At 36.2% G+C, this 23,822-nt stretch carries 21 protein-coding genes; 5 read left to right on the forward strand and 16 right to left on the reverse strand.

Annotated features, from left to right (window positions below; translation table 11 throughout):
* Positions 1-17: 17 nt before the first annotated feature.
* The 5 genes from pepF to JMM81_RS04870 all read right to left on the reverse strand — a co-directional run bounded on the left by pepF (position 18) and on the right by JMM81_RS04870 (position 7,066).
* Positions 18-1,832 carry an oligoendopeptidase F gene (gene pepF / locus JMM81_RS04850; RefSeq protein ID WP_256240404.1) on the reverse strand — a complete coding sequence of 605 codons (1,815 nt, stop codon included), beginning with the start codon at positions 1,830-1,832 and terminating at the stop codon, positions 18-20.
* Positions 1,833-1,953: 121 nt separating this feature from the next.
* Positions 1,954-3,144: a competence protein CoiA gene (locus JMM81_RS04855; RefSeq protein WP_256240405.1), complete on the reverse strand. Its 1,191-nt coding sequence runs from the start codon at positions 3,142-3,144 to the stop codon at positions 1,954-1,956.
* A 195-nt stretch (positions 3,145-3,339) separates the two neighbouring features.
* Complete coding sequence (gene cls, locus JMM81_RS04860; RefSeq protein WP_256240406.1) at positions 3,340-4,854, reverse strand: cardiolipin synthase; 1,515 nt, start codon at positions 4,852-4,854, stop codon at positions 3,340-3,342.
* A 134-nt stretch (positions 4,855-4,988) separates the two neighbouring features.
* Positions 4,989-5,654, reverse strand: coding sequence for an adaptor protein MecA (gene mecA, locus JMM81_RS04865; protein ID WP_256240407.1), 666 nt, complete (start codon positions 5,652-5,654; stop codon positions 4,989-4,991).
* Positions 5,655-6,034: 380 nt separating this feature from the next.
* Positions 6,035-7,066, reverse strand: a complete 1,032-nt coding sequence (locus tag JMM81_RS04870; RefSeq protein ID WP_256240408.1) for a ThiF family adenylyltransferase — start codon at positions 7,064-7,066, stop codon at positions 6,035-6,037.
* A 162-nt stretch (positions 7,067-7,228) separates the two neighbouring features.
* On the opposite strand from JMM81_RS04870, the gene JMM81_RS04875 reads away from it, so the two are divergent.
* Positions 7,229-9,040 carry an aldehyde ferredoxin oxidoreductase family protein gene (locus JMM81_RS04875; RefSeq protein WP_256240409.1) on the forward strand — a complete coding sequence of 604 codons (1,812 nt, stop codon included), beginning with the start codon at positions 7,229-7,231 and terminating at the stop codon, positions 9,038-9,040.
* 202 nt (positions 9,041-9,242) lie between these two features.
* On the opposite strand, the gene JMM81_RS04880 is transcribed toward JMM81_RS04875, so the two are convergent.
* The 3 genes from JMM81_RS04880 to spxA form a co-directional block, all read right to left on the reverse strand.
* Complete coding sequence (locus JMM81_RS04880; protein WP_256240410.1) at positions 9,243-9,515, reverse strand: MoaD-like domain-containing protein; 273 nt, start codon at positions 9,513-9,515, stop codon at positions 9,243-9,245.
* A 1-nt stretch (position 9,516) separates the two neighbouring features.
* A complete protein-coding gene (locus JMM81_RS04885) occupies positions 9,517-9,789 on the reverse strand; it encodes a ubiquitin-like small modifier protein 1 (protein WP_256240411.1) in 273 nt (90 codons plus the stop codon).
* A gap of 358 nt (positions 9,790-10,147) precedes the next feature.
* A complete protein-coding gene (gene spxA / locus JMM81_RS04890; protein ID WP_256240412.1) occupies positions 10,148-10,543 on the reverse strand; it encodes a transcriptional regulator SpxA in 396 nt (131 codons plus the stop codon).
* Positions 10,544-11,209: 666 nt separating this feature from the next.
* Here spxA and JMM81_RS04895 point away from each other — a divergent pair.
* The gene (locus tag JMM81_RS04895) at positions 11,210-11,392 is read left to right on the forward strand and encodes a hypothetical protein (RefSeq protein ID WP_256240413.1); all 183 of its coding nucleotides are present in this window, start codon (positions 11,210-11,212) and stop codon (positions 11,390-11,392) included.
* Between the two features lie 498 nt (positions 11,393-11,890).
* Positions 11,891-12,880, forward strand: a complete 990-nt coding sequence (gene trpS, locus JMM81_RS04900) for a tryptophan--tRNA ligase (protein ID WP_256240414.1) — start codon at positions 11,891-11,893, stop codon at positions 12,878-12,880.
* A 174-nt stretch (positions 12,881-13,054) separates the two neighbouring features.
* On the opposite strand, the gene JMM81_RS04905 is transcribed toward trpS, so the two are convergent.
* The 4 genes from JMM81_RS04905 to JMM81_RS04920 all read right to left on the reverse strand — a co-directional run bounded on the left by JMM81_RS04905 (position 13,055) and on the right by JMM81_RS04920 (position 17,138).
* Positions 13,055-13,804 carry a YjbA family protein gene (locus JMM81_RS04905; RefSeq protein WP_256240415.1) on the reverse strand — a complete coding sequence of 250 codons (750 nt, stop codon included), beginning with the start codon at positions 13,802-13,804 and terminating at the stop codon, positions 13,055-13,057.
* Between the two features lie 347 nt (positions 13,805-14,151).
* Entirely contained in the window at positions 14,152-14,559 is a 408-nt protein-coding gene (locus tag JMM81_RS04910) for a Fur family transcriptional regulator (protein ID WP_256240416.1), read from the reverse strand.
* 344 nt (positions 14,560-14,903) lie between these two features.
* On the reverse strand, positions 14,904-16,142 hold the full coding sequence (gene fabF, locus JMM81_RS04915; RefSeq protein ID WP_256240417.1) for a beta-ketoacyl-ACP synthase II: 1,239 nt from the start codon (positions 16,140-16,142) through the stop codon (positions 14,904-14,906).
* 63 nt (positions 16,143-16,205) lie between these two features.
* Positions 16,206-17,138, reverse strand: coding sequence for a beta-ketoacyl-ACP synthase III (locus JMM81_RS04920; RefSeq protein WP_256240418.1), 933 nt, complete (start codon positions 17,136-17,138; stop codon positions 16,206-16,208).
* A 239-nt stretch (positions 17,139-17,377) separates the two neighbouring features.
* Here JMM81_RS04920 and JMM81_RS04925 point away from each other — a divergent pair, with 239 nt between their 5' ends.
* A complete protein-coding gene (locus tag JMM81_RS04925) occupies positions 17,378-17,719 on the forward strand; it encodes a hypothetical protein (RefSeq protein WP_256240419.1) in 342 nt (113 codons plus the stop codon).
* 81 nt (positions 17,720-17,800) lie between these two features.
* On the opposite strand, the gene JMM81_RS04930 is transcribed toward JMM81_RS04925, so the two are convergent.
* From JMM81_RS04930 to JMM81_RS04940, 3 genes are all read right to left on the reverse strand, one after another.
* Positions 17,801-18,751 carry a BMP family ABC transporter substrate-binding protein gene (locus JMM81_RS04930; protein ID WP_305367706.1) on the reverse strand — a complete coding sequence of 317 codons (951 nt, stop codon included), beginning with the start codon at positions 18,749-18,751 and terminating at the stop codon, positions 17,801-17,803.
* Positions 18,752-18,878: 127 nt separating this feature from the next.
* Positions 18,879-19,661 (reverse strand): hypothetical protein, encoded by a 783-nt coding sequence (locus JMM81_RS04935; protein WP_256240420.1) that lies wholly within the window; start codon positions 19,659-19,661, stop codon positions 18,879-18,881.
* 138 nt (positions 19,662-19,799) lie between these two features.
* On the reverse strand, positions 19,800-20,537 hold the full coding sequence (locus JMM81_RS04940) for an alpha/beta hydrolase (protein ID WP_256240421.1): 738 nt from the start codon (positions 20,535-20,537) through the stop codon (positions 19,800-19,802).
* 298 nt (positions 20,538-20,835) lie between these two features.
* On the opposite strand from JMM81_RS04940, the gene JMM81_RS04945 reads away from it, so the two are divergent.
* Positions 20,836-21,027 (forward strand): YjzD family protein, encoded by a 192-nt coding sequence (locus tag JMM81_RS04945; protein WP_256240422.1) that lies wholly within the window; start codon positions 20,836-20,838, stop codon positions 21,025-21,027.
* A 118-nt stretch (positions 21,028-21,145) separates the two neighbouring features.
* On the opposite strand, the gene clpB is transcribed toward JMM81_RS04945, so the two are convergent.
* The gene (gene clpB / locus JMM81_RS04950) at positions 21,146-23,743 is read right to left on the reverse strand and encodes an ATP-dependent chaperone ClpB (protein WP_256240580.1); all 2,598 of its coding nucleotides are present in this window, start codon (positions 23,741-23,743) and stop codon (positions 21,146-21,148) included.
* Positions 23,744-23,822: the final 79 nt, after the last annotated feature.

The following is a 23,822-nucleotide window of genomic DNA, read 5'->3' on the forward strand; positions in this document are numbered from 1 at the left end:
TCAGCTCCTTTTTATGTCTATAATAACTGCTCTAACTCTGTTAATTTCTCTTCAAATACTTTGCAAGCCTCTTCAATTGGTTTATTGCTTGTCATATCAACACCAGCTTTTTTCAATACTTCAATTGGATAATCCGAACTACCCGCTTTTAAGAAATCAATATAACGCTCAACGGCTGGTGCTCCTTCCGTTAATATCCCCTTACTTAAAGCTGTCGCAGCACTATACCCTGTTGAATACTGATATACATAATAATTGTAATAAAAATGAGGAATACGGGACCATTCTAAGCCAATTTCCTCATCAATGACAATGTCTTCTGTTCCATAGTATTTTTTATTCAACTCATAATAATCCTTTGTTAAGCTTTCAGCTGTTAACGCCTCATTATTTTGTGCTTTTTGATGAATGAGATGCTCAAACTCAGCAAACATCGTCTGTCGGAAAACAGTTCCTCGAAACCCTTCCAAATAATGATTCAATAAATAAATACGTTTTTGCTCATCATCAATCGTTTTTAATAAATAGTCATTCAACAACGCTTCATTACAAGTGGAGGCTACTTCAGCAACAAAAATGGAGTAATTTCCATAAGGATAAGGCTGCGTTTTTCTCGTATAATAACTGTGTACCGAATGACCAAATTCATGAGCAAGTGTAAATAAATTGTTCACATTATTTTGCCAGTTCATTAAAACATAAGGATTCGTACCATAGGCACCAGACGAATAAGCACCACTTCTTTTTCCTTTATTCTCATGAACATCAACCCAACGATTTTCAAAACCTTCCTTCAAAACGCCAATATACTCTTCACCTAGTGGTGCTAATCCATTTAGAATGATGTCCTTTGCTTCTTCATAACTAATTTCCATTTTTACATCTTTTACAAGTGGTGTGTATAAATCATACATATGTAACTCATCAAGACCTAACACTTTTTTACGAAGTTTTATATAACGATGTAATAAAGGCAAATGATCATTAATGGTCGTCACAAGATTTTCGTACACACTCTCCGGGATATTATTATCAGAAAGTGCCGCATGACGGGCAGACGAATAATTTCTTACTCTTGCATAGAAATTGTCTTTCTTAACATTACCACTTAATGTAGTTGAAAACGTATTACGGAATTTCCCATATGTTTCATAAACTGCTTTAAAGGCATCACGACGCACTCTTCGATCCGCACTTTCAAGAAAGCGACTAAAACGACCGTGTGTCACTTCCACTTCTTCGCCATTTTCATCCTTTATGGAAGGGAACTCAAGATCCGCATTGTTTAACATGCTAAATGTATTTCCTGCAGCACCTAACACTTCAGAGGCTTCAGCCAATAATGCCTCCTGCTCAGCAGATAAAATATGTGGTCTTTGTAGATTAATTTCTTCAAGTGAATGTTCGTAAAGCTTCAATTCTTCTTTCTCAGCTAAAAAACCATTTAATCTTGCTTCCTCAATAGACAATAGTTCTGGAACAACAAAGGCCAGACTACTAGCTGCCTGTGCATATAAATTTTTCATACGGTCATCTAGACCTTGATAAAAAGAATTCGTCGTATCCTGATCATAACGCATATGGGAATAGGTATACAGCTTACCAAGTCGTTCTAATAGCTGATCCTGATATTGCAAAGCATTATAAAGGGTGTCTGCACTCTCTCCTAACTTTCCTTGAAACTCTTTAGCAGTTGGAATCAGTGATTTCACTTCTTGAAATTCCTTTTCCCAGGCATCATCACTTGCAAAAATATCCTCTAGTCTCCATGTATCTTCTACTGCAATTTCGTTTCTTGCCGGAAGTTTACTTACTCCTACTTGATTTGCCATCATAATCCCCCATTCATTCGTTTCACTAAATAATATCTTCTCTTAGTTTACCCCAATATCCTTCCATTAAAAAAAATTAACCATTTCTAGTGTATGCTGGTAATATGGATTTCATTTATGTTCATTTAAAAAGACATTCCCCATAATTTTGATAAAAATCATCTTCAATTTGCTGTTGGTACACAAAATGTTCGGGAACTACTACTTTTTCTCTAATCCGAAATGTATTTCGATTCAACCCTTCTAGTACATCTAATTGAACTAATAAATGAAGATATTCAGAGAGGGGACTCGTCGGATTGCTATTAGGGGCTAAAGGAAGTTGACGCAATTTAATTTGTTTTTTGTTGACCCGATTCATAAAACTTCGATAAACTTCACCAAATGTAATAACCTCGCCTTCCTTTCTTTTATTAAAATGATCGATAAACAAATAGGACTGCCAAATTAGAGGTGCGGTTTCAATAACAGGTGCATTTTGAACGGGTAAACCAATGATAGGAGGTAAGAGAGAACTATTCAAAGAGCATTGATACAGTTCCTTTAAAAAGCCATTTTGTCGAGGCCCCTGTAAATGGAAGTTTATTTTTTGTGTTCGAATTTCTTTTTTCCAATCATCCTTAGTAAACGACGCAATAACTGAAGGATCAAGAAGTTCACGAAAAAGATATTGTTGAATCGGAATGACGGAAATATGGGCAAGGGCATTTTTTGAAGTGATGGGAGTTATGTTCTTTAAAAGGATAAATTTTTTTGAAGTGGCACAATAAGCAGGAAGATTCCATGAACCTGAGGGGTTTTTTGTAAGAAATAAATAATCAAAGTTTGAAAGCGAAATTTTCTTTTCTCCTTTCCGTTTGATATTCTTTCCTCCCATGATCCAAATTGGTTTATAATTTTTTAGTACATACTGTTTTGTTCTTTTCATCATAAGCTCTGGGGGAATTACGGAGCATTGAAATTCAAATACAATATTCTGATTACAGATGGAAACTCCTATATCCGGGCGTTGCCGAATGGAATCATAAAAGGGTTCAATCTCTGGATGAAAACTTTGTGCCTCAAGCCAGTGAAATAATTGTAATTTCCCGTTTAAATGATAATCCGATTCTCGCTCATAACTTTCCACACATCGTGAGCCTTTTTGATGAGCAAAATGCTCGATTCGGTGTGTTCCCACTTTCATCAACACTTGTTCTTTGCACTCCGGACAATAAAATTCTCCCTCTTTTCTTTCGCACCGTAAAACTTCTTTTGAAAGTCTTGGTAATAAATGAAAAGGTGTCCCATCTCTTCGCATCGCTGTTAACATATACACACTCCTCCTTTCCCTGTTTACATTCGTTAAAAATAATCATATCCCTTCTAAAAAAGAAAAAATCCATCAAATTGAATGGATTCTTTCTAGTATAAAGATTTATAACTTTTCCGAACTAAAATAGTGATCTACCTCCAAACGCTATTGGCTCGAGGTTATAAGCCGATAGGGAGGCGACTTTCACTTTTCTTATAATAATGGAGATAGGAGTCGGGATGTAGATTCAAGCAAACGATAGCCAAGATGTCTTTTTCGAAAAATAGTAACATCTATTTCCCTTGAATCTTGTAGATCATTCAAATATTCAATTACTAGCTTTTCTGTACTCTGCGTTCGATACAAAAAGGCATTCACTTCAAAATTCAAATGAAAACTTCTCATATCCATATTTGATGTACCAATAGAAGCCAGTTCGTGATCAACAATAACGATTTTACTATGCATAAATCCTTTTTCATATTCGTATATTTTTACACCTGCCCCTAATAAATCAGGGAAATAAGAACGTGAAGCATGAAACACAATTCGTTTATCAGGCTTCTTCGGTACGAGCAAGCGAACATCGATCCCACTTAAAGCAGAAACTTTCAAAGCAGTAAAAACATCTTCATCCGGTATAAAATACGGTGAAGCTATCCAAACAGAATCTTTTGCAGACGTGATCATCGCGAAAAAGATATTTTTGATGGCACTCCACTCGTTATCAGGTCCACCAGCAATCAACTGAACTCCACCATGTTTATTTTCTTCAAGCATCGGGGATAGGTACTCTGACGTTAATAAACTATAATTGGTCATGTAATACCAATCCTGTAAAAAAATTAATTGCAGGGATCGAACAGCTTCACCCCTTAACATTAAATGAGTGTCACGCCAAAAACCAAAATTCTCATTACGGCCTAAATATTCGTCTCCAATATTCAATCCCCCGACAAAACCAATACTTCCATCGATGACAATAATTTTCCGGTGATTACGAAAATTAAATTTACTATTCAAAACTGGAATTCTTACTGGACCGAACAGAACCATTTCAATTCCTTCATTTTTTAAATCAAGAATATATTTTTTAGAGAGTTTCCACGAACCAACAGCATCATATAAAAAACGCACTTTTACTCCTTCACGAGCCTTTTGAATCAGGACAGATTTGAGTTTTTCACCAATTTCATCATCTCTAACAATATAATATTCAAGGTGAATATGGTGAACAGCTTTCATCAATTCCTCTAGTATATGATGATACGTTTCCTCACCATTCGTTAAGACTTTTGTATGTGTTCCAAAAGAAATTGGACTGTTTCCTAACCTTTGTGCCAAATAGAACAACTTTTTTTGATGTGTACCTGCTTGATTTAGTTTCTCTTCACTCACCGGATCCTGTCCCTCATGCTTTAGGAATGCCTGTTTATCAAGGAAATACTTTTTTCGAAACATTTTTTCCTTTCGGTAATTACGACCAAACAAAAGATAAAAAATAAAACCAACTAATGGAAAACCGCCTAGGACCACAAGCCACGTTAATGTTTGAGTAGGATGTCGATTTTCAAGAAATATGACAAAACCAATTACAATGACAGTCAGTGTAATTAAAAGACTTACAAAACCGAGTAAGCCACTTGTAATATTCACGTACGTATTAACAAAATAAAGAAAAGTGGCTATTATGATGAGGAAAAGAAGGACTTTAACTGTATTTTTCATTCCGACCTCCAATAAGAAAAGCGCAAAGCGCCCGCTTATGCTTGTCGCCGATGGTGCATGGAACTGGACATCTATATAAGCTGCTTCTATTTTTCTGTTTAAAAAAACCGATTCCACAATGGAAATCGGTATGATTACATAAAATACGTTCTTATTTCGGAAAAAACATTTGAATCGATGATTCGTTTCCCATACTCTTCAAGTCTATGAATCGTCATACTTGTTTCAATGCCATACTCAAGTAAAATACTTAGTACATTATCGATATGATTGTCTTCATATTCATCCTCATCAAATTCAGTATATAAGTAGTAATTTCCTTCAAAGAAGAAAAGCTTTGTTTTTAATTCGTCTAAATTATTTCGTTTTGAAAGAGAAATAAGATCTTCAAAATCTTGAAACTGTATCATAAAATCCATACGATCTTCGTAATCGGAATCATCTTCATCTTCTATTGGATTAAAGTGATGATCAAGCAGATCTTCAATTCCTGTATCAACAGGTAAATCTCTGAGCTTGTCTTCAGATATTGGGAGCTCTAGTTTATGACCATCTTTTGAAAGCTGAGCTTTTGTCACTAAAATTTCTAACCCTTTATCAAGAGCCTGAACTTGAATCCAAAGAGGACCTTCCACCGTAAATTCCTCTTCGCGGTGCACCTCATCCATCATTTCCCAGAAAAGTTCTTCACTACGATCACGATTATACCAGATTTCTTCACGGTCAAAGCCTCTCTCTTCAATATCCACATAAGAGATGTAGAACTTAACGGTATGATCATTAATACGCTCAATTTCCATATAGCAACTCTCCCTTCCTGCTTTGGTTGAAGGGACAAAATACCCCCATACAGACAGAAAACCATGGCTTCCCTTTTTTATAATGAATATAGACAAGATCTATCTTATTTTAAACCTTGTACGGATATTTTATGATAAAAAGACAACAAAGGGAATTAAAAAACCATAAGTTTTTAAAAACCATTATGTGCCTATATATCTTAACCTATATTGTAACAAAAACCATTGGTTTTGAAAAGCGAAGGGGCTTCGACCAACTGCAACTAGTATAAGACAAGCACTGCCAGAAGGTTCCTTTACCTTCAAAAATAATTAGCTTATACTCAAGCCACTAAGCCTCGTAGCTAGCAAAAGGGGGTCGACCAGCGGTAACTTATATGTTATGTCCCAATGTACTTGGCATAATACGACTTAGCTTTTACCGTATCATTTGTACCATGCACAAGAACCCTTCCATCCTTAAAGAGTACCATCGTAATTTCATTATCAGGGAAAAACCGCAGCAAATAAGGGTTCCCAATCACTTTACCATTTTTCTTTAACCGCTGGGCTGTTTCACTCATATTAAGCTCATAGCCATTCCGCGGATTAATTTGAACTGTATTCCTTCCACATAAAGTAGAAAAAACAACTTGATGATGGGAAGATCGGTCTAAAAAATCAAATTGATGATGTACACATGTCGGACATTCCTGATCACGTCCATCCGTAACATCCATCTGCAAGTTCGAATTATACCAAATATCAATTTGCTCCAGGTTCGGATTTGTTTCAGCCCCAACTAATAGTTTCAAAGCCTCCATCGATTGAAACGAGCCGATAATATCGGTTAGGGGTGATAAAACACCTACTGTATCACATGTTTCGCCAAGCCCCACAGGTACATTTGGAAAAAGACATCGATAACACGGTGTCTTCCCTGGGACAATCACTGAAAACATTCCTCTTGAACTCACGGCCGCTCCATGAACCCACGGAATCCCATATTTGACGGCTACATCATTCATTAAATAACGAGTTAAAAAATTATCTGTTCCATCGACAATAACATCAAAATCCACTAATAAATCTTCTGCATTATCTAGATTCAAATCAGCAATAATGGCTTCAATCGTAATAGTAGAATTAATCTTTTCTAGTTTTTTCTTAGCTGCTATTACTTTAGGAAGGTGATTTGCTGCATCTTCTTCGTCAAAAAGGGTTTGACGTTGTAAATTTGATAATTCCACAAGATCGCGATCAATCATCCGCACAAACCCTACTCCTGAACGAATAAGATGACCTGCAATCACAGTACCAAGTGCACCCATTCCGACAATAACAGCACGACTATTTAATAATTTCTTTTGACCCTCTATCCCAATCGGCGGAAAAAGAACTTGCCGAGAATAACGTTGCCCATTTTCTTTCATTAATATCCCTCTTTTCTTTAAATAGTATAAATTATAATTATAATTATTTAAAATTCTAGTAAAAGCATGTAAAATAGGATCTAGGAATAAGAATAAGTTTAATATAATAAAAGCTATAGTAGCTAGTTAATTTAGAAAAATGAAAAAGGGGTGGCGAAAACAATGAACCTTGGCGGCTTTATGAACAAGGAAGTTTTTGTGGATTTAACAACCGGTACAGTCGATTACAGAAGCATAAATGAAGAGGATGCTAAAAAGTACATCGGAGGACGTGGTCTTGGAGTAAAGTATGTACTCGATAATGGACCACAGGTGGAGCCACTATCAGAAGAAAATATTTTATGTATTATGACAGGTCCTGTCACTGGTTCACGCACGTCCATGAGTGGACGTCTTTGTGTCGTGACAAAGTCACCTTTAACAGGAACCGTAACAGATTCCCATATGGGTGGTTGGACAGCAGCTCGCTTAAAATGGGCAGGAGTCGACAACCTTATTTTCAAAGGAAAAAGTGACCGCCCTGTTTACCTTTATATTGAAGATGGCCAAGCTGAACTTCGTGATGCTTCAGCTGTTTGGGGAACAAGTACAAGAGCAACCGTTAAAGCGATGCAAGAAAAATATGGTGAAAAAGACTTGAGCGTTATGACAATTGGTCAAGCTGGAGAAAATGTAGTCCGCTATGCAGGATTCATGAATGAAAATGACCGCGCTGCAGGCCGTGGTGGTACAGGTGCTGTTGCGGGCTATAAAAATTTAAAAGCCATTGTTATAAAAGCTGCCCAAAAAGGAAATATGCCACAACCAAAAAATGCAGATGATTATAAGCAAGCAAATAAAAAAGCAGTAAAAGCCATTCTTGAAGGTGGATTGACAGCACCAAACAAAGGTGGTTTATCTGTTTATGGTACAAACGTATTGATGAACCTAATCAATGAAGTAGGGTCTTTGCCAACGAAAAACTCTCAAATTTCACAATGGGATCAAGCAGATAAAATCAGTGGCGAGTTTGTGAACGAAAATCTTCTTGTTTCTAATAACACATGCCATGCATGTCCAGTTGGTTGCAAAATCGAAGTAGAAGTTAAAGAAGGAAAATACAAAACAAGAGTGGAAAGCGTTGAATTTGAATCTGCTTTTGCACTCGGTTCAAACTGTTTAGTAAGCGATGCTGAAGCCATTTCTTACTTAATTGATATGTGTAACGAATATGGAATGGATACCATTGAACTTGGACATGCGTTCTCTGTAACAATGGAAGCCTACGAAAAAGGTCTAATCAACGAAAAACTCGATTGGGGCGATGCGGATGCTATGATTGAGCTAACAAAGAAAATTGTCTTCCGTGAAGGCCTAGGAGACGCACTTGCAGAAGGTCCTACCCGTGCAACTGCATTGTGGGGAGCTCCTGAACTTTCGATGTCTGTGAAAGGACAGTCAATCCCTGCCTATGACCCACGTGGTATTCAAGGAATTGGTCTTGGCTATGCAACAAGTAACCGTGGTGCATGTCATTTACGTGGTTATACAATTGCTAGTGAAATCGCTGGAATTCCAGAACCGACCGATCGTCTTCAAGCAGAAGGTAAAGGTCAATTATTAGCAATATTCCAAGATTTACATTCCTTCGGTGACTCCATGGATATTTGTAAATTCTCATCTTTCTCTGAAAATGCTGATCATTATGCTGAGCAGTATAGCTCAATGACAGGTATTCCAATGACAGCAGATGATGTACTGAAAGCAGGAGAACGTATTTACAATCTAGAACGTTATTATAATAACCTTGCAGGCTTTGATAAGGCTGAAGATGACTTCTTGCCTAAACGCTTTACTGGAGAAGCAGCTTCAGGAAACAGTGCTGGACTTGTGAGTCGCATGGATATTATGCTTCAAGAATACTATGATGTTCGTGGCTGGAAAGATGGAATTGTTCCAGAAGAAAAGCTTCGTGAGCTTGAAATCATTGGCTAACTCAAGTAAATCAAATCTCTTTTCGATAAATAAGAGGCTAGTCCCTTTAAAGGGACTAGTCTCTTATTTATTATGACACACTGTGATCCTACATAAAAATGAGAAATTTATTAATAACACTTATGAAAACGTCTATATTAGTGCAGCTGAACCTCGTAACTTCTCGTTTATATTTTACAGAATCATGAATGGAAGTTTCACTTCACCCTCCTGCTCTAAATGTCTTCATTCGATAACTTTTCATAATCTTTTCTAGAATTTCCTCATTCTTAGCCGCAAATCGAATAAAAACCGCATTTACTTTAAATACATTTGTAAATGCAATTTCCTCTTCACGTAGGATATAAGTACTCCAGCCATCGCCCTCATATATAAACGGGAATGAATCGGTTACCAGTTCTCCACCTAACTCCTGAAAATACATCTTAAGATGTTCAAGATGTATTCCACGAAATTCAAGCTCCTTTATCTCCATCTTAACCACCTGCCACAGGAGGAAAAAGAGCAAACTGATCTGTTTCTAATACTTTTGTTTGCAAGTCATCAGCATGAATGATATTCCTTCCATTCAAATACACCGCTACAAATTGCTTCAACTTTCTTTCACCTGTAAAAATTTCTTCTTCTAAGTCGGGAAACATCACAATCATTTTCTCTAACACATCAATAACCCGGTCTCCATCTGGATGAACTTCTACTGTCACTCCCCCGCATATAGCTCGGAGATTTGCAAAGACCTTTACTTGCACTTTATTCGACCCCTTCTATGTATTAAATCAAATTCGCCCCGCCGAATTTGCGCCCGGATTTTTATCACGCTTCAGAAAGCCACATCCTGTGGCTTTCGCCTGACTAGGACGTCCTGTCCGTCGTCGAGCTCTCTCGATCAATGACCTTTAAAAAATCCGAGGCATCCGCCGGAGGCTTAACTTCATTCAGTCGGGGTTTGAACCCCCACTGAATCAGAGAGCTTTTTGCATTCATCCCCACTTACAGAAGTGGAGGACTTCTGCTGAATGAAGTTAAATTTTTATTATGATGCTAAAATACCTCGTGTTTTATATCTTTATTTACAAAAAAACCGGCTCATTTTACTGAGCCAGCTTTTTAATTAACAAGTCGTTGTGCTTCAAGCAATTGGAAGGTACGAACTCTACGTGGGAGAAACCTTCTAATTTCATCTTCGTTATATCCTACTTGTAATCTTTTTTCGTCAATAATAATCGGTCTACGTAGTAATCCAGGATTATCTTTTATCAATTGAAACAGTTCATGTAAAGGCATTGTTTCAAGATTTACATCTAGCTTTTGAAAAGATTTTGAACGAGTAGAAATAATTTCATCCGTACCGTCTTCTGTCATACGAAGGATTTCTTTAATCTCCTCAATGGATAATGGCTCTGAAAAAATGTTTCTTTCCGTATAAGGAATATCGTGTTCTTCTAACCATGATTTAGCTTTTCTACAAGAAGTACAACTTGGTGAAGTATATAACGTTACCATTTCAAACCACTCCCTTATCATTAGACATAAGATCTATTTTACGAAAAATTTTTATTCACTATTCTTAGATTAAAATAACTTTAATAAAGTAATTTATATTGTTTATTATACACCATTAAATATCGTTTTGGTATCCTTTTTTCGAAAAAAAGATTTTAAATTAACGAAATAATTGCATATTTTATCTCTTAATTAAAATCTATTATAGTAAAACGTTTGAGAAAGAAAAAAGTTTCATTTTTTCATAAAAAATGAAACTTTTCATTACCAAAACGAATAGAAATAGCGCACTTTAGCAGAAAATGTTGCTTATTGTCGAACAAGAGCATCTTCTGTAAAATAATCGACACCTCCAAGTTTTTTTCATTCTAGTTAAGAATCAAGTCATTGCTCACTTCACTTATACTCCCCTGTCTATACAATCATTAATATATATATAAGAATACCTTTTTATTCTCAATTAAAGAAGCAGAACTGAAAACAAGCAGGTTATTTTCAATATTTCCATCCTATTTACTTATATTTTGAATGAATAAAGAATTGATAGAATCTGAAAAAAGCCTCCTTTTTTCTTTTAATTGAATAAAGAATTATATACAATAGAAGCAGAAGATTATTTTCATTCTTCAATTAATTTTTAGAAAATCCGTGAAATGGAGGTCCACGATGGTTGCTTATTTTGTAGATTTTCTCCTTGTTGCCCTGCTTGTTATCGGTATTACAGCGACAAATGGTGTTTTAGCTAATGGAATTGGTAATAAACTGTTTAGTAGAAAAAGAAAAGCGGAATTTGTTAATCAATCCACTAGAATGCAAAACGGATGGAAACATGTAGGCGGAAACAAATAATCAATTTTATGATTACGTGGCTGACATCATCGTCAGTCACTTTTTTATTATAGTTTTTTTGCACCCTAAGGTGAATGTTCTTACAGAAAAAATTCAGTCACGTTTCACGGATGAGCGTATATTTTAATTAAAAGATCTGTTAAACAATCGTGTTGATGCTCTAATAGCCTTTCGTATACGCGTCCATTAAGTGGACTCATACTGAATCAAACACATGACCACATACACCAAAGGCCATTTATCTACAAGCATCATTAACACAGCCTACTTAAAATATTAAAACGCTAGTAAAATTACATTTATTTTAAAAAATAATATGATATGAATGCTCCCACTCGTTATTGATTTTGACTCTGTGAAACATTATGATTGATACATATACGATGAATTTACCTTTTATTTGTCGATTTTGCTACACATACATAGGGCACTTACATACTAGAGGCTCTTCTCAGTTGCATTCAATAGTAAAGCACTTATTTAAAGGAGGAAAAACGAATGAAAACCATTTTTTCTGGTATCCAACCGAGTGGAACCATCACCCTCGGCAATTATATCGGTGCCTTAAAACAATTTGTCGAACTACAGGATGAATATAATTGTTATTTTTGCATTGTGGACCAACATGCTATTACGGTGCCACAAGATCGACTCGTATTACGGAATAATATTCGATCTCTCGCAGCATTATATATCGCTGTTGGAATCAATCCTGATAAAGCAACCTTATTTATTCAGTCTGAAGTACCAGCACATGCACAAGCTGCTTGGATGATGCAATGTATCTCCTATATTGGTGAGCTTGAACGGATGACGCAGTTTAAAGATAAGTCAGCAGGAAAAGATGCCGTCACTGCCGCATTATTAACATATCCGCCACTTATGGTTGCTGATATTTTGTTATATAGTGCAGATTTAGTTCCTGTAGGTGAAGACCAGAAGCAACATCTTGAGTTAACGCGAGATTTGGCAGAACGTTTTAATAAAAAATATAACGATATTTTTACCATACCGGAAGTTCGTATTCCAAAGGTTGGGGCCCGTATTATGTCCTTACAAGAGCCATCGAAAAAAATGAGCAAATCAGACCCGAATCAAAAGTCCTTTATTTCGATGCTAGATGATCCCAAACAAGTTGAAAAGAAAATAAAAAGTGCGGTGACCGATTCAGATGGAATCGTACGATTTGATAAAGAAAATAAGCCAGGTGTTTCTAATCTTCTTTCTATTTATTCTATTTTATCTGGGAAAACCATTAATGAAATAGAAATGCTATATGAAGGAAAAGGCTATGGAGACTTCAAAGGTGACCTTGCGGAAGTAGTCATTAACGCTCTTGCTCCAATTCAACAAAAATACAATGAATTAATGAACTCCACTGAATTAGACGATATCCTTGATAGAGGAGCGGAAAAAGCCAGATTTGTCGCAAATAAAATGGTTAATAAAATGGAAAATGCCATGGGGTTAGGTCGAAAACGCAGATAAAAAGAAAAGCGAAAGCACCTTGATCATCCCATCCCTGCAAGGTCACAAAGGCGCTGGCCACGGCTAGAATCGACACTTGTACATCCTATAAGGCGAAGCTAGATCCTATTCCAAGTATAAAAGTATATACATGTTTATTTTTACATAAAAAAGAGCTGAATTTTCAGCTCTTTTTTAGTTTACTTTATGCCCTTGTTCCATATCCCACAGTTTTTCAAAAAACGGTTGACCCTTTATTAAGTTCTCACAAAATTGTTCATGCTTACTTGTCCAACCACATTTTGTCTGGTCAAATAATTGATCCCAAGCCTCATCAAATTCAAGATGTTGAATTGCTTGATATAAATCAGGGCGCCACTCTGTATACCAATAACGAACCTCGGCAACATTTTGAGAAGAATATAACTGATCCAAAGCCATAAATAAAAGTTGCTTGAGTTGTCGTTCTTTTCGTGTAAGACCTTTCATTAGCTCAGGCTGCGGAGATAAAATATGGAATTCTTTCCTTTGCGTCTGAACAGGGATAAAAGAATAATGAGTTGTTTCATTCGATTCCAACATTTCAAAAGCAAGTTGCTCTTGCCGTGGGATCAGTCTGCTTTTTCGAATTGGGATACTATACCCAATCGTATCAACTGCCAAAATCCCTATCCCATCTGAGACAACAAAACAATAATCAAGCTGACACCGTTCATGGTTTTTCCTTAAAAAGGCTTTTTGATAAATATCGTCTAATAGTTGCTGTGGAATCTCTGCCATGTCGTTTTCAATGCAGTTAAAAAGCACACTGTCTATTTTTATTAAAGGTACTTGATCAAGCAGTTCAACGCTGTCATCTTTGCGCCATTCGTGAAAATGACAAACATTATAGCCGTTCTCTTCCCCTTCAAACCAGTTAACCCATACATCATGAAGATACATCATATTTTAACCCCTCACTTCATCTAACTGTTTGTCATTCAGTATAGGCAAATAGGAGTTAAATTATTCCTTAAACTACATAATACACCCATATTTTGTTTAATTTGGATATTTATTTAGCTATAGTATGCATAATTCTCAAAATGTATAGATAAAGAAAAAAACACATCCATAGAAAGATGCGATTTTTATATTGAGCTCACTTTTAGAGACGCTAGTTGTTTTTTTGTTTGTGTATCTTTTGTATGTTTAATTCGAAACCCACATCCACATTTAACGGAATGCTTAAGTTCAAATTGCATTTTTTTACAAACTGGACAAATCATTTGATTCTTCTTCACCTGCTTTATTTATTTTTCCTCATCTTTACAATCTATACAGATCCCATAAAACTGAAGCTGATGATTCTTGATTTTAAATTTGGACAAATCTTGGGCAAACGCTTCTACTTCTTTTAGACGCGGATAATGAAAGTCTTCAATTTTACCACAACTAGAGCAAATAATATGATAATGTTCTTCATCTTTCCATTCAAATTTACTTAAACCTTCACCGAATTGTAGCTCTTTAACAAAGCCCAATTTTACAAATAACTTGAGATTATTATAAACTGTCGTAATACTCACAGATGAAAACTGCTTTCCTAACTCAGTGAAGATTTCTTCCGCAGTCAGATGCTGCTTTGTGTTTTTTAAAATGGATATCATTTCTTGCCTTTGTGGTGTTATGCGGATATTTTCCCTTTTTAAGATAGCCATGATATTTTCCACTTTCCATCAACAACTTTCTTTTAAATTATGCTGCCGCTGTTGGAATACTGTTGTTTATACCGGGTAAACTATTTCTATATAATTTCATTATACACTTTTTTTAATTATAGTCAATATCAATTTATAATAATTATTATTTTGACCTTATTGTAAAATTAAGGTTTTGCTAAACAATCTTATTGCTGCTTTAAAAGCCTTTGGTGTATACGGGCATAAGTTATTCACGGAATAAAACACATGCCCGCGTACACCAAAGGCCAATTTTCAGGCAAGAGCCATTAACATAACCAAAATTAAAAAGCAGACCACAATTTATAGTCTGCTTCTGATATTTAATTATACTTTTTAAACACAATCGTTGCATTATGTCCACCAAAACCTAATGAATTACTCATGGCGGCAGTAACATCTTGCTTCCTTGCTTCATTTGGTACATAATCCAAATCACATTCTGGATCAGATGTTACATAATTAATCGTTGGTGGGATAATTCCTTCTTTAATGGAAAGAACAGATATAATAGCTTCTATACCACCAGCCGCTCCCAATAAGTGGCCTGTCATCGATTTTGTTGAACTAATAGCCAACCTTGTTGCATGATCTGCAAAGATTTCTTTAATCGCTGCCGTTTCAAACTTGTCATTATATGCTGTGCTTGTTCCATGCGCATTAATATAATCAATTTCTTCTGGCTTTAATCCACCATCATTAATGGCCATTTTCATGGCACGAGCACCACCTTCACCACCCGGTGCAGGTGCTGTTATATGATAAGCATCACCTGTTGAACCATAACCAACAATTTCTGCATAGATATGGGCACCACGTGCTAAAGCATGCTCCAATTCCTCTAATACAACAATTCCTGCACCTTCTCCAAGGATAAATCCATCTCTGTCTGCATCAAATGGACGGCATGCTGTTTTGGGATCCGGGTTTGTACTAAGTGCTGTATTAGCACAAAAACCAGCAACTGACATATTTGTAATCGGTGCTTCCGCTCCACCGGTAACCATCGCAAGTGCATCACCACGCTGAATTACTTTAAAGGCGTCACCAATTGAATTTGTCCCTGTTGCACAAGCTGTTACTGTACATGAATTAACGCCTCGTGCTCCAAGGGTAATCGATACTTGTCCAGCAGCCATATCTGGAATGAGCATAGGAACAAAAAAAGGACTGACCCTACGATACCCTTTATTTAAAAAGTTTTGGTATTGGTTTTCAAATGTCTCCATCCCGCCAATTCCAGATCCAATCCAAACCCCAACCTGTTCTGAATTTTCTTCATTTATATCAAGACCTGAATCCTTTACAGCCATAATTGAAGCAGCTACTGCAAATTGTGCAAAGCGATCCATTTTTCGAGCATCTTTTTTCTCCATAAAATCGGTAGGGTCAAACTCCTTCACCTCTGCAGCTACTTTTGCTGGAAAATCATCAGCATTTACTCTTGTTAATGGACCAATCCCTGATACTCCCGTAATAAGATTATTCCATGTTGTTTCTGCATCATTTCCCAGCGGTGTTACGGCACCTACTCCGGTTACTACGACTCTGCGTTTATCCATCTTTTTAAACATCTCCTTTATTCTAATTCTCTATTTGAATAAGTACTTATAATTCTTTTATGCTTAATTGCCCCATCGCATACAAATGGCACCCCAGGTTAGGCCACCACCGAATCCGACCATTACGACTACATCATCATCCTTGATCTTACCCGCTTCCAACTCTTCAGCCATGGCCATTGGAATGGAAGCTGATGATGTATTTCCGTACTTATGAATGGTTTTCGCCATTTTTTCTTCTGATAAACCTAAACGTTGTCTCGATGCTTCCATAATTCGAATATTGGCTTGGTGAGGAATAAGGAAATCAACATCTTCTTTTGAAAGACCCGCTTTTTCAATCACATGTACACTACTTTCAGCCATTTGACGAACCGCAAACTTAAATACTTCCCTGCCATTCATGATGATGTATTCATCTTGATATAAATGTTTGGCTCCTGTACCATCTGCTCCAAGTTCAAATGAAAGAATACCTCTTCCTTCAGAAACGCGTCCCATCACAACAGCACCTGCACCATCTCCAAACAATACAGCTGTGTTGCGGTCGTTCCAATCCGTGACTTTTGAAAGCTTTTCTGCACCTACAACAAGCACATACTTGTACGCATCACTTTCAATAAACTGTTTCGCCGTTATCACACCATACATAAAACCTGCACATGCAGCACTTACATCCATTGCAGCAGCATTTTTGGCTCCTAACCGTTCTTGTAACATACATGAAATCGATGGAAATGGATGATCAGGTGTGACCGTTGCAACTAAAATTAGACCAATGTCTTCAGGTTTGATCTTCGCATCTTCCAGTGCCTGAACAGCTGCTTCATAGGCCAAATCTGAAGTATCTGTGCCATCCTCAGCAATTCGGCGTTCTTCAATTCCTGTTCTTGTTCGAATCCATTCATCATTTGTATCAACAATTTTTTCTAAATCATGGTTCGTTAATATTTTCTCAGGTAAACATCTACCCAATCCTAATATCCCAGCGTTCATCATGCCAACTCCTTTTTTAATTTCACACTCTATTATCGTCAAAGAACATTCTCGCTTCGTTTATTATCAATTATTATGACTTGGTACTAATTTTATCAAATAATATAGACAGTTCGCAACATAATATATGAACAAGTTGAACCAGCTCACTTATTTCATCATGAAATATAAAAACGTCCACTCATTTTTTGCCTTTTTTCATATTTTATTAATAAAGATACACGGAAGGAGTTTTTGGGATGAATCAAGAGGAGAAGAAAGATAGCCAGTCTTTTTATGATGAGCATGATCCATTTACATCATTCATGTTTGGTGGCAAACAAAGTATCCGAGAGGGACAGATGGAAAATCAGCAGGAATTTCTCGGTGCTAATGAATGGCTGTTTGGTAGCCAAAACAGAGATCATAACAAAAAGAATGTAGCGGAAGAAAGAAGCGAATCTACACAATTAAATCATTTATTAACTAATGTAAACATGGAAGAACTATTAAAAAATATGGATACTATCATAAATTCAGCTTCCCAGTTTAAGCCCCTGTTGAAAAAGGTTACCCCTCTTATCGACAAATGGATCAAATAAGAATAGAACTGTTGCTGACCCTTCGATGAATGTATTTTTTTGGGTCAGCTTTTCCAAAGTAAAACTTCATTGTCTTAAATGTCATTGATTAGGAAGTTGCCCTGTTTCTTTATATTTTTTAACAGCTTCATTTATCTCATCTATAAAATTTTGATTAACGATTGGACTAAATGGCCCTAGTGAGACAACATTATCTTGAAAATCATATGATAAATTCCCTGATTCCAAATTTCCCTTATTAAACTTTTCAGCAACCACTTCGTATAATGCATCAACATGTTGAATCGTACTTGTTAAAACGGTATTATTGCCTAAATCTGATTGATCTGACACATAGCCAATCGCATACAATCCTTTTTCCTTTATCTTTTCAATTGCTGGCACACTATAACGATCCCCGGCAGGATAAATGACATCAGCATCGTTTGCAATCATTTTATCAAGCAACTGAAGTGCCCTCTCCTCATCATCAAAATCATGTACATAATTGATTTCAACCTGAACTTGATCATTTTGATATTTGGCACCATCATAAAACCCCTTTATCTCTGGCTGCCATTCAAAAGCTGGGAGAATACCAATATGATTTGTTTTTGTCATATGACCTGCCATCATTCCAGCAAAAAAGCCCATCGCATAAGATTCAAAATTCAAACTAGTTACATTTGCATTTTTTGCATCACCATTAAAGGTAATAAAATGGATATCGGGGTATTTTTGTGAAATTTCGGTAAAATATTCAGCGAATTCATGACCGTGTCCAAATATCAAGTTAACTTCTTTTTGAACAAATTCCTTTACTGCCCTTTCCACAACTGTTTGTGAATTCATACTTTCTTTATAATAAACATCAATATGATAGCGGTCTTGAATTTTTAATATGCCTCTGTACCCTTTTGTACCCCAAGCTTGATCATTAATCGTATCAGGTACTAATAGTCCAACCTTTTTCAGCCCGTCTTGATTCCCCGCTTGTCCACATGATGTCAATAAAAAGAGAAGGCACAAAAGAAGAATCTTAAACCGTTTCAATACTATGCAACTCCCTTTTGATCACTCTTTTTTGCTTTGCTGTCGTGAATCATTCTCTTTCGTTCACTTACATTTTAACCTTAAAACCCCCCTGTTGAAAGAATCTTTTTAGGATCTACTGTCTTTACTACTTAAACCTTTCCAGGTGTCTTTTTTGTCTGTCAATTCCATCGTTTATTTCTTTTCCCTTTACATTTAAGACAGTTACAGTCCTACTTACCTGGATACTTTCATTATATCGGTCACTAAGTGGATCTATTAATAACTTCATAGCTACTTTTCTCCAGTGATCCTTTATTTTACTCCTTAATAGGAACAAGTTATTTTCTTTATCCTCTAGATGAAGCATAATCGTTTTAATTGCATCTTCAATATAGAGTGCGTCTCCTTGCCATTCTCGATCATCAACATGAATAGGTAGAGTAGGATAAAGAAGTGCTTGGTGAAAGGCATGACTGGATGGTTGCCAAGGTCCATATATCGTAGGTAAAAAAAATATAGAATGATATTCCTCTTTATCTCCTTTTTGAAAAAGAAACAAATTCTGTTCAGTCTTTTCTTCACAGAAATGAATAGGCAACAATAAAGCAACACGAGATTTATTTTCAAGCGATTGTCGAGTATCTAAAAACATTTTCAGCTTATGTTCTTGTCTATTCATATAATAACTGTAATAATCTAGAAAAATAATATCATTACTTGGCAATGCTTCTAACGAACTGAAGTACGTTTCATCCTTTTCGATAAAATTACTATTCCTTCCGATTTCTAATCGCTTTTCCTCCAAATATATATCATCATCTTCAGTTGGGAAATGGATTCCAATCACTTCAGTTCCTTGTTCAAGCAAAGACAAACAAAGATGAAACCCGATAAACTCAAAAGCACCAATAACGATTGCCTTGTCCATAAAATAAAATCCTCCCTATTTATACATGTGATCATTACCATCATCATATGCGCAGGGAGAATCAATTATTTCTATTTTGTAGAATCGAACATAAAGAAGAAACATCGGAACACAATATTTTCATACGTCTGAAATATATCACAATACTTCTTCATGGCTTTTAAAGAAACGAATGATTTGGTTAGCCACTTGTAACCTTTTTTCCGAAACCATGTAGCGAACTGAAATGGATGCCTTTTCATCTTCCCATTTAACCGATAATTGATTTAATAAATGGGATTGTTTATAGGCACGACTGTCTGATAAAACCTGAATAATTTTCAATGGGATCGTTGGATTTAAAGGTAGAGGAGCATCTACTTCTGCTAGCTGTTCAATTATTTTCTTTTCATCCTGCTCATACGAACAAGACAATTCTCTTACTAATTTTTTATAAAAAAATTTCCTATCCTTTTCTAATTCAAGATGATGTCTTAAGGATAATATAGGGTTAATAAGAACCATTGATCGAATCGATGATTCCATTTGGCCTAGTAGTTTAAGTCCCACTAACGCTCCCATGCCTTCTGCTATTATATGGATTTTATCGTTCATAATTTCTGAACGGATCATATGTTCATATAGTCGCTTTGCCAACTTCACAGCTTTATCACTTCCCCAATTTCGCCCATATAAGTTACTATAAAATATGGTATATCCAGCCTTTTGAAGCGACTTTAATAACATATCTTTCCCTTCATTTTGCATCCAATAGCTTGTTTTTTCATCAACAAAGTGTCTCTCATCTCCAATGATAAGAATACCGAAACCTTGAGGCTGTTCAGGATAATGAATAATATTCCATTCGGTCTCCAATTGGAAGTTCCGGCTCTCCATCGCATATCTCTCCTTTTTTATTTTTACATTTATCCGGCATTATTTGTGACCTTAAATAATCTAAACAATAAAAAATATCTCTTTCTCAATGTCTCTCTCCTTAATGTATGTAACTATAGCAAAAATGAATAGGAGTCAGCCTAGTTTGTACTATATGATTTTTACCATGCAGTGAAATCATAATTTCATTTAAAGTGGAGAAAGTAGAAAGAGAAAACCCTGAAGAATATCATGTTTATTATTCTGAATTATTGTGCTAAGATATAGAAAGATATTGAAAAGGTTAGAGGTGAATTTTGTGCGCTATTTTTGGACATTGTTCTGGACGATTGCTCTTATGGAGATGCTCACTTACGTGGTAAGTTCAATGGTAGGCGATTCTTTCAATTATGTAACTGGCCTTATCCTAGGTGTGGTTGTAACAATTTTGATTTATATCCTTCCTGCCATTCTCCCAGCCCCACCAAATGAAAAAAATGGAGTCCATTAATTGGATGGTCAAGTGAATATTGAAAGAAAGTAAGTCATCCTAATAGCAAGTTAGGATGACTTTTTATTTGCTTTTAAGTCCACTTTTTGTTCAACTTGATCAATTGAATTTCTAATTCTCAATTTACTTCTAGACCAATTTCATTATTCTCAACAACAATTTTGACTTGTTGCATTTCACGAATGTCCCCAGCTATGATGGCTCTAGCCAGCTTTGTCTCAAGCTTTCTTTGAATAAACCGTTTAAGTGGACGGGCTCCATACACCGGATCAAAGCCGTTTTCTGCAATATATTCTTTTGCTTCATCATTTATACTTAATCGAATTTGTTGTTCTGAAAGTCGATTCTGTAGTTCTTTAACAAGCTTCTTTACAATTTCTTTAATGTTTTGTAATGATAATGGTTTAAATAAAATGAGTTCATCCACTCTATTCAAAAACTCAGGTCGAAAGTGACTTCGTAATTGTCCCATAACCAGATCTCTTGTTTCTTCCTTAATTTCCTCTTCCCCTTCTTGACGATCAAGTAAAAACTGTGAACCGATATTAGATGTCATAATAATCACCGTATTTTTACAATCCACTATTCGACCTTGCGAATCGGTTATCCTTCCATCATCAAGCATCTGCAGGAGAATATTAAAAACTTCTGGATGTGCTTTTTCAATTTCATCAAGTAAGATGACAGAATATGGACTCCTTCTCACTGCTTCTGTGAGTTGTCCACCTTCTTCATATCCTACATATCCCGGTGGAGCTCCGATTAATCTTGATACTGCATGTTTCTCCATATATTCGGACATATCAATCCGAATGATCTGTTCTTCACTATCAAACAAACTTTGTGCCAACGCCTTGGCAAGCTCTGTTTTACCTACCCCTGTTGGTCCGAGGAAAATAAACGAACCAATTGGACGTTTTGGATCCTTGATCCCTGCTCTTGCCCTCAAAACAGCATCTGAAACAAGTTCAACCGCTTCATTTTGTCCGATTACTCGTTCATGTAGAATACTTTCAAGACGAAGCAACTTTTCTCGTTCCCCTTCAACAAGCTTCGTCACCGGAATCCCTGTCCAACGAGCGACAATATCAGCAATCTCATCTTCTGTTACTTCTTCTCTTAACAGTCTTTCTCCTTGTTTCTCATTTACTTCTGCTTCCATCTGTTTAAGTTCTTTTTCTAAGGCTGGTATTTGACCATGTCTTAATTCGGCTGCTTTATTTAGATCATACTCATTTTCAGCCTTTTCTAATTCACGACGCCGTTTTTCAAGTAATTCACGCTTTTCTTGTACCTTTTGAATCCCTTCTTTTTCAAGCTGCCACTTTGCTCTCATCGTATTGGCTTGGTCACGAAATTCAGCCAATTCTTTTTGTAACGTAAGGAGTCGATCTTTACTTGCTTCATCACTTTCTTTCGCTAATGCAGCCTCTTCAATTTCTAACTGCATCACTCTTCTTGTTACTTCATCCAATTCAGATGGCATGGAGTCAATTTCTGTCCGAATCATCGCACACGCCTCATCCATTAAATCAATCGCTTTATCCGGCAAAAATCGATCCGTAATATAGCGATCAGAAAGTGTAGCAGACGCCACTAATGCCCGATCATGAATATTAACTCCATGATGAATTTCAAACCGTTCCTTCAATCCTCTTAGAATCGAAATGGTATCTTCCACATCAGGTTCTTGAACAAGAACTTGTTGAAAACGGCGTTCTAAAGCAGGATCTTTTTCAATATATTTCCGATGTTCATCAAGTGTGGTTGCCCCAATACAATGAAGCTCACCACGGGCTAACATCGGTTTCAACATATTTCCTGCATCCATCGCACCTTCTGTTTTCCCTGCTCCTACAATGGTATGGAGTTCATCAATAAAAAGGAGAATTCTTCCGTTGCTTTTCTTCACTTCGTTTAAAACCGCTTTTAAGCGTTCCTCAAATTCTCCACGAAATTTTGCTCCAGCTATTAATGAACTCATATCAAGAGAGAAAATCGTCTTATCCTTCAAGCCCTCCGGAACATCTTTACGAACAATTCGATGGGCTAGCCCTTCCACAATTGCGGTTTTTCCCACACCCGGTTCCCCGATTAAAACAGGATTATTTTTTGTTTTTCTTGATAGAATACGAATGACATGACGAATTTCACCGTCCCTGCCAATCACCGGATCTACTTTCCCTTTTTTAACTTCTGCGACTAAATCTCTTCCGTACTTCTTCAAGGCTTCGTACGTTCCTTCTGGATTTTGTGAAGTCACTCTTTGATCCCCCCTAATCTCTTTTATTATTAATAGTAGGGTTTTTAATTTGATTCCTTTTTCCATTAACATTTTCCCCACCTCAGATGATAGGGAAACAACTGCTAACAAAATATGTTCAACGGAAAGATAATCATCATTAAATTGTTTCATGAACTTTTCTGATTCTGCCAATACTCGTTGTAATGAATTAGTGATATAAAGTTTCCCTTGCTCAACACCACTACCAGAAACTCGTGGTTTTTTTAACAGGTTTTGTTGGAGTTCACCTTTTATTTCTACGACTTGGACATTGGCTTTCTCTAAAATAGAAGTAATAAGGCTATCATCATCTTCGAATAATGCGAGAAATAAATGAACTTCATCCACTTCTTGATGCTCTTCTCTAATCGAAATCGATTGGGCGTTCATAATTGCTTTCTGCACTTTTTCAGTCATTTGATTAATATCCATCATAATACCTCCTTATTTGACCTTTTTTGACCTTTAAATTTATTATAAACCTCTTTTTCAAAAAATAAAAGCCTTGGTA

This window comes from Bacillus sp. V3B (genome assembly GCF_024494465.1).
Taxonomy (GTDB): domain Bacteria; phylum Bacillota; class Bacilli; order Bacillales; family Cytobacillaceae; genus Bacillus_BD.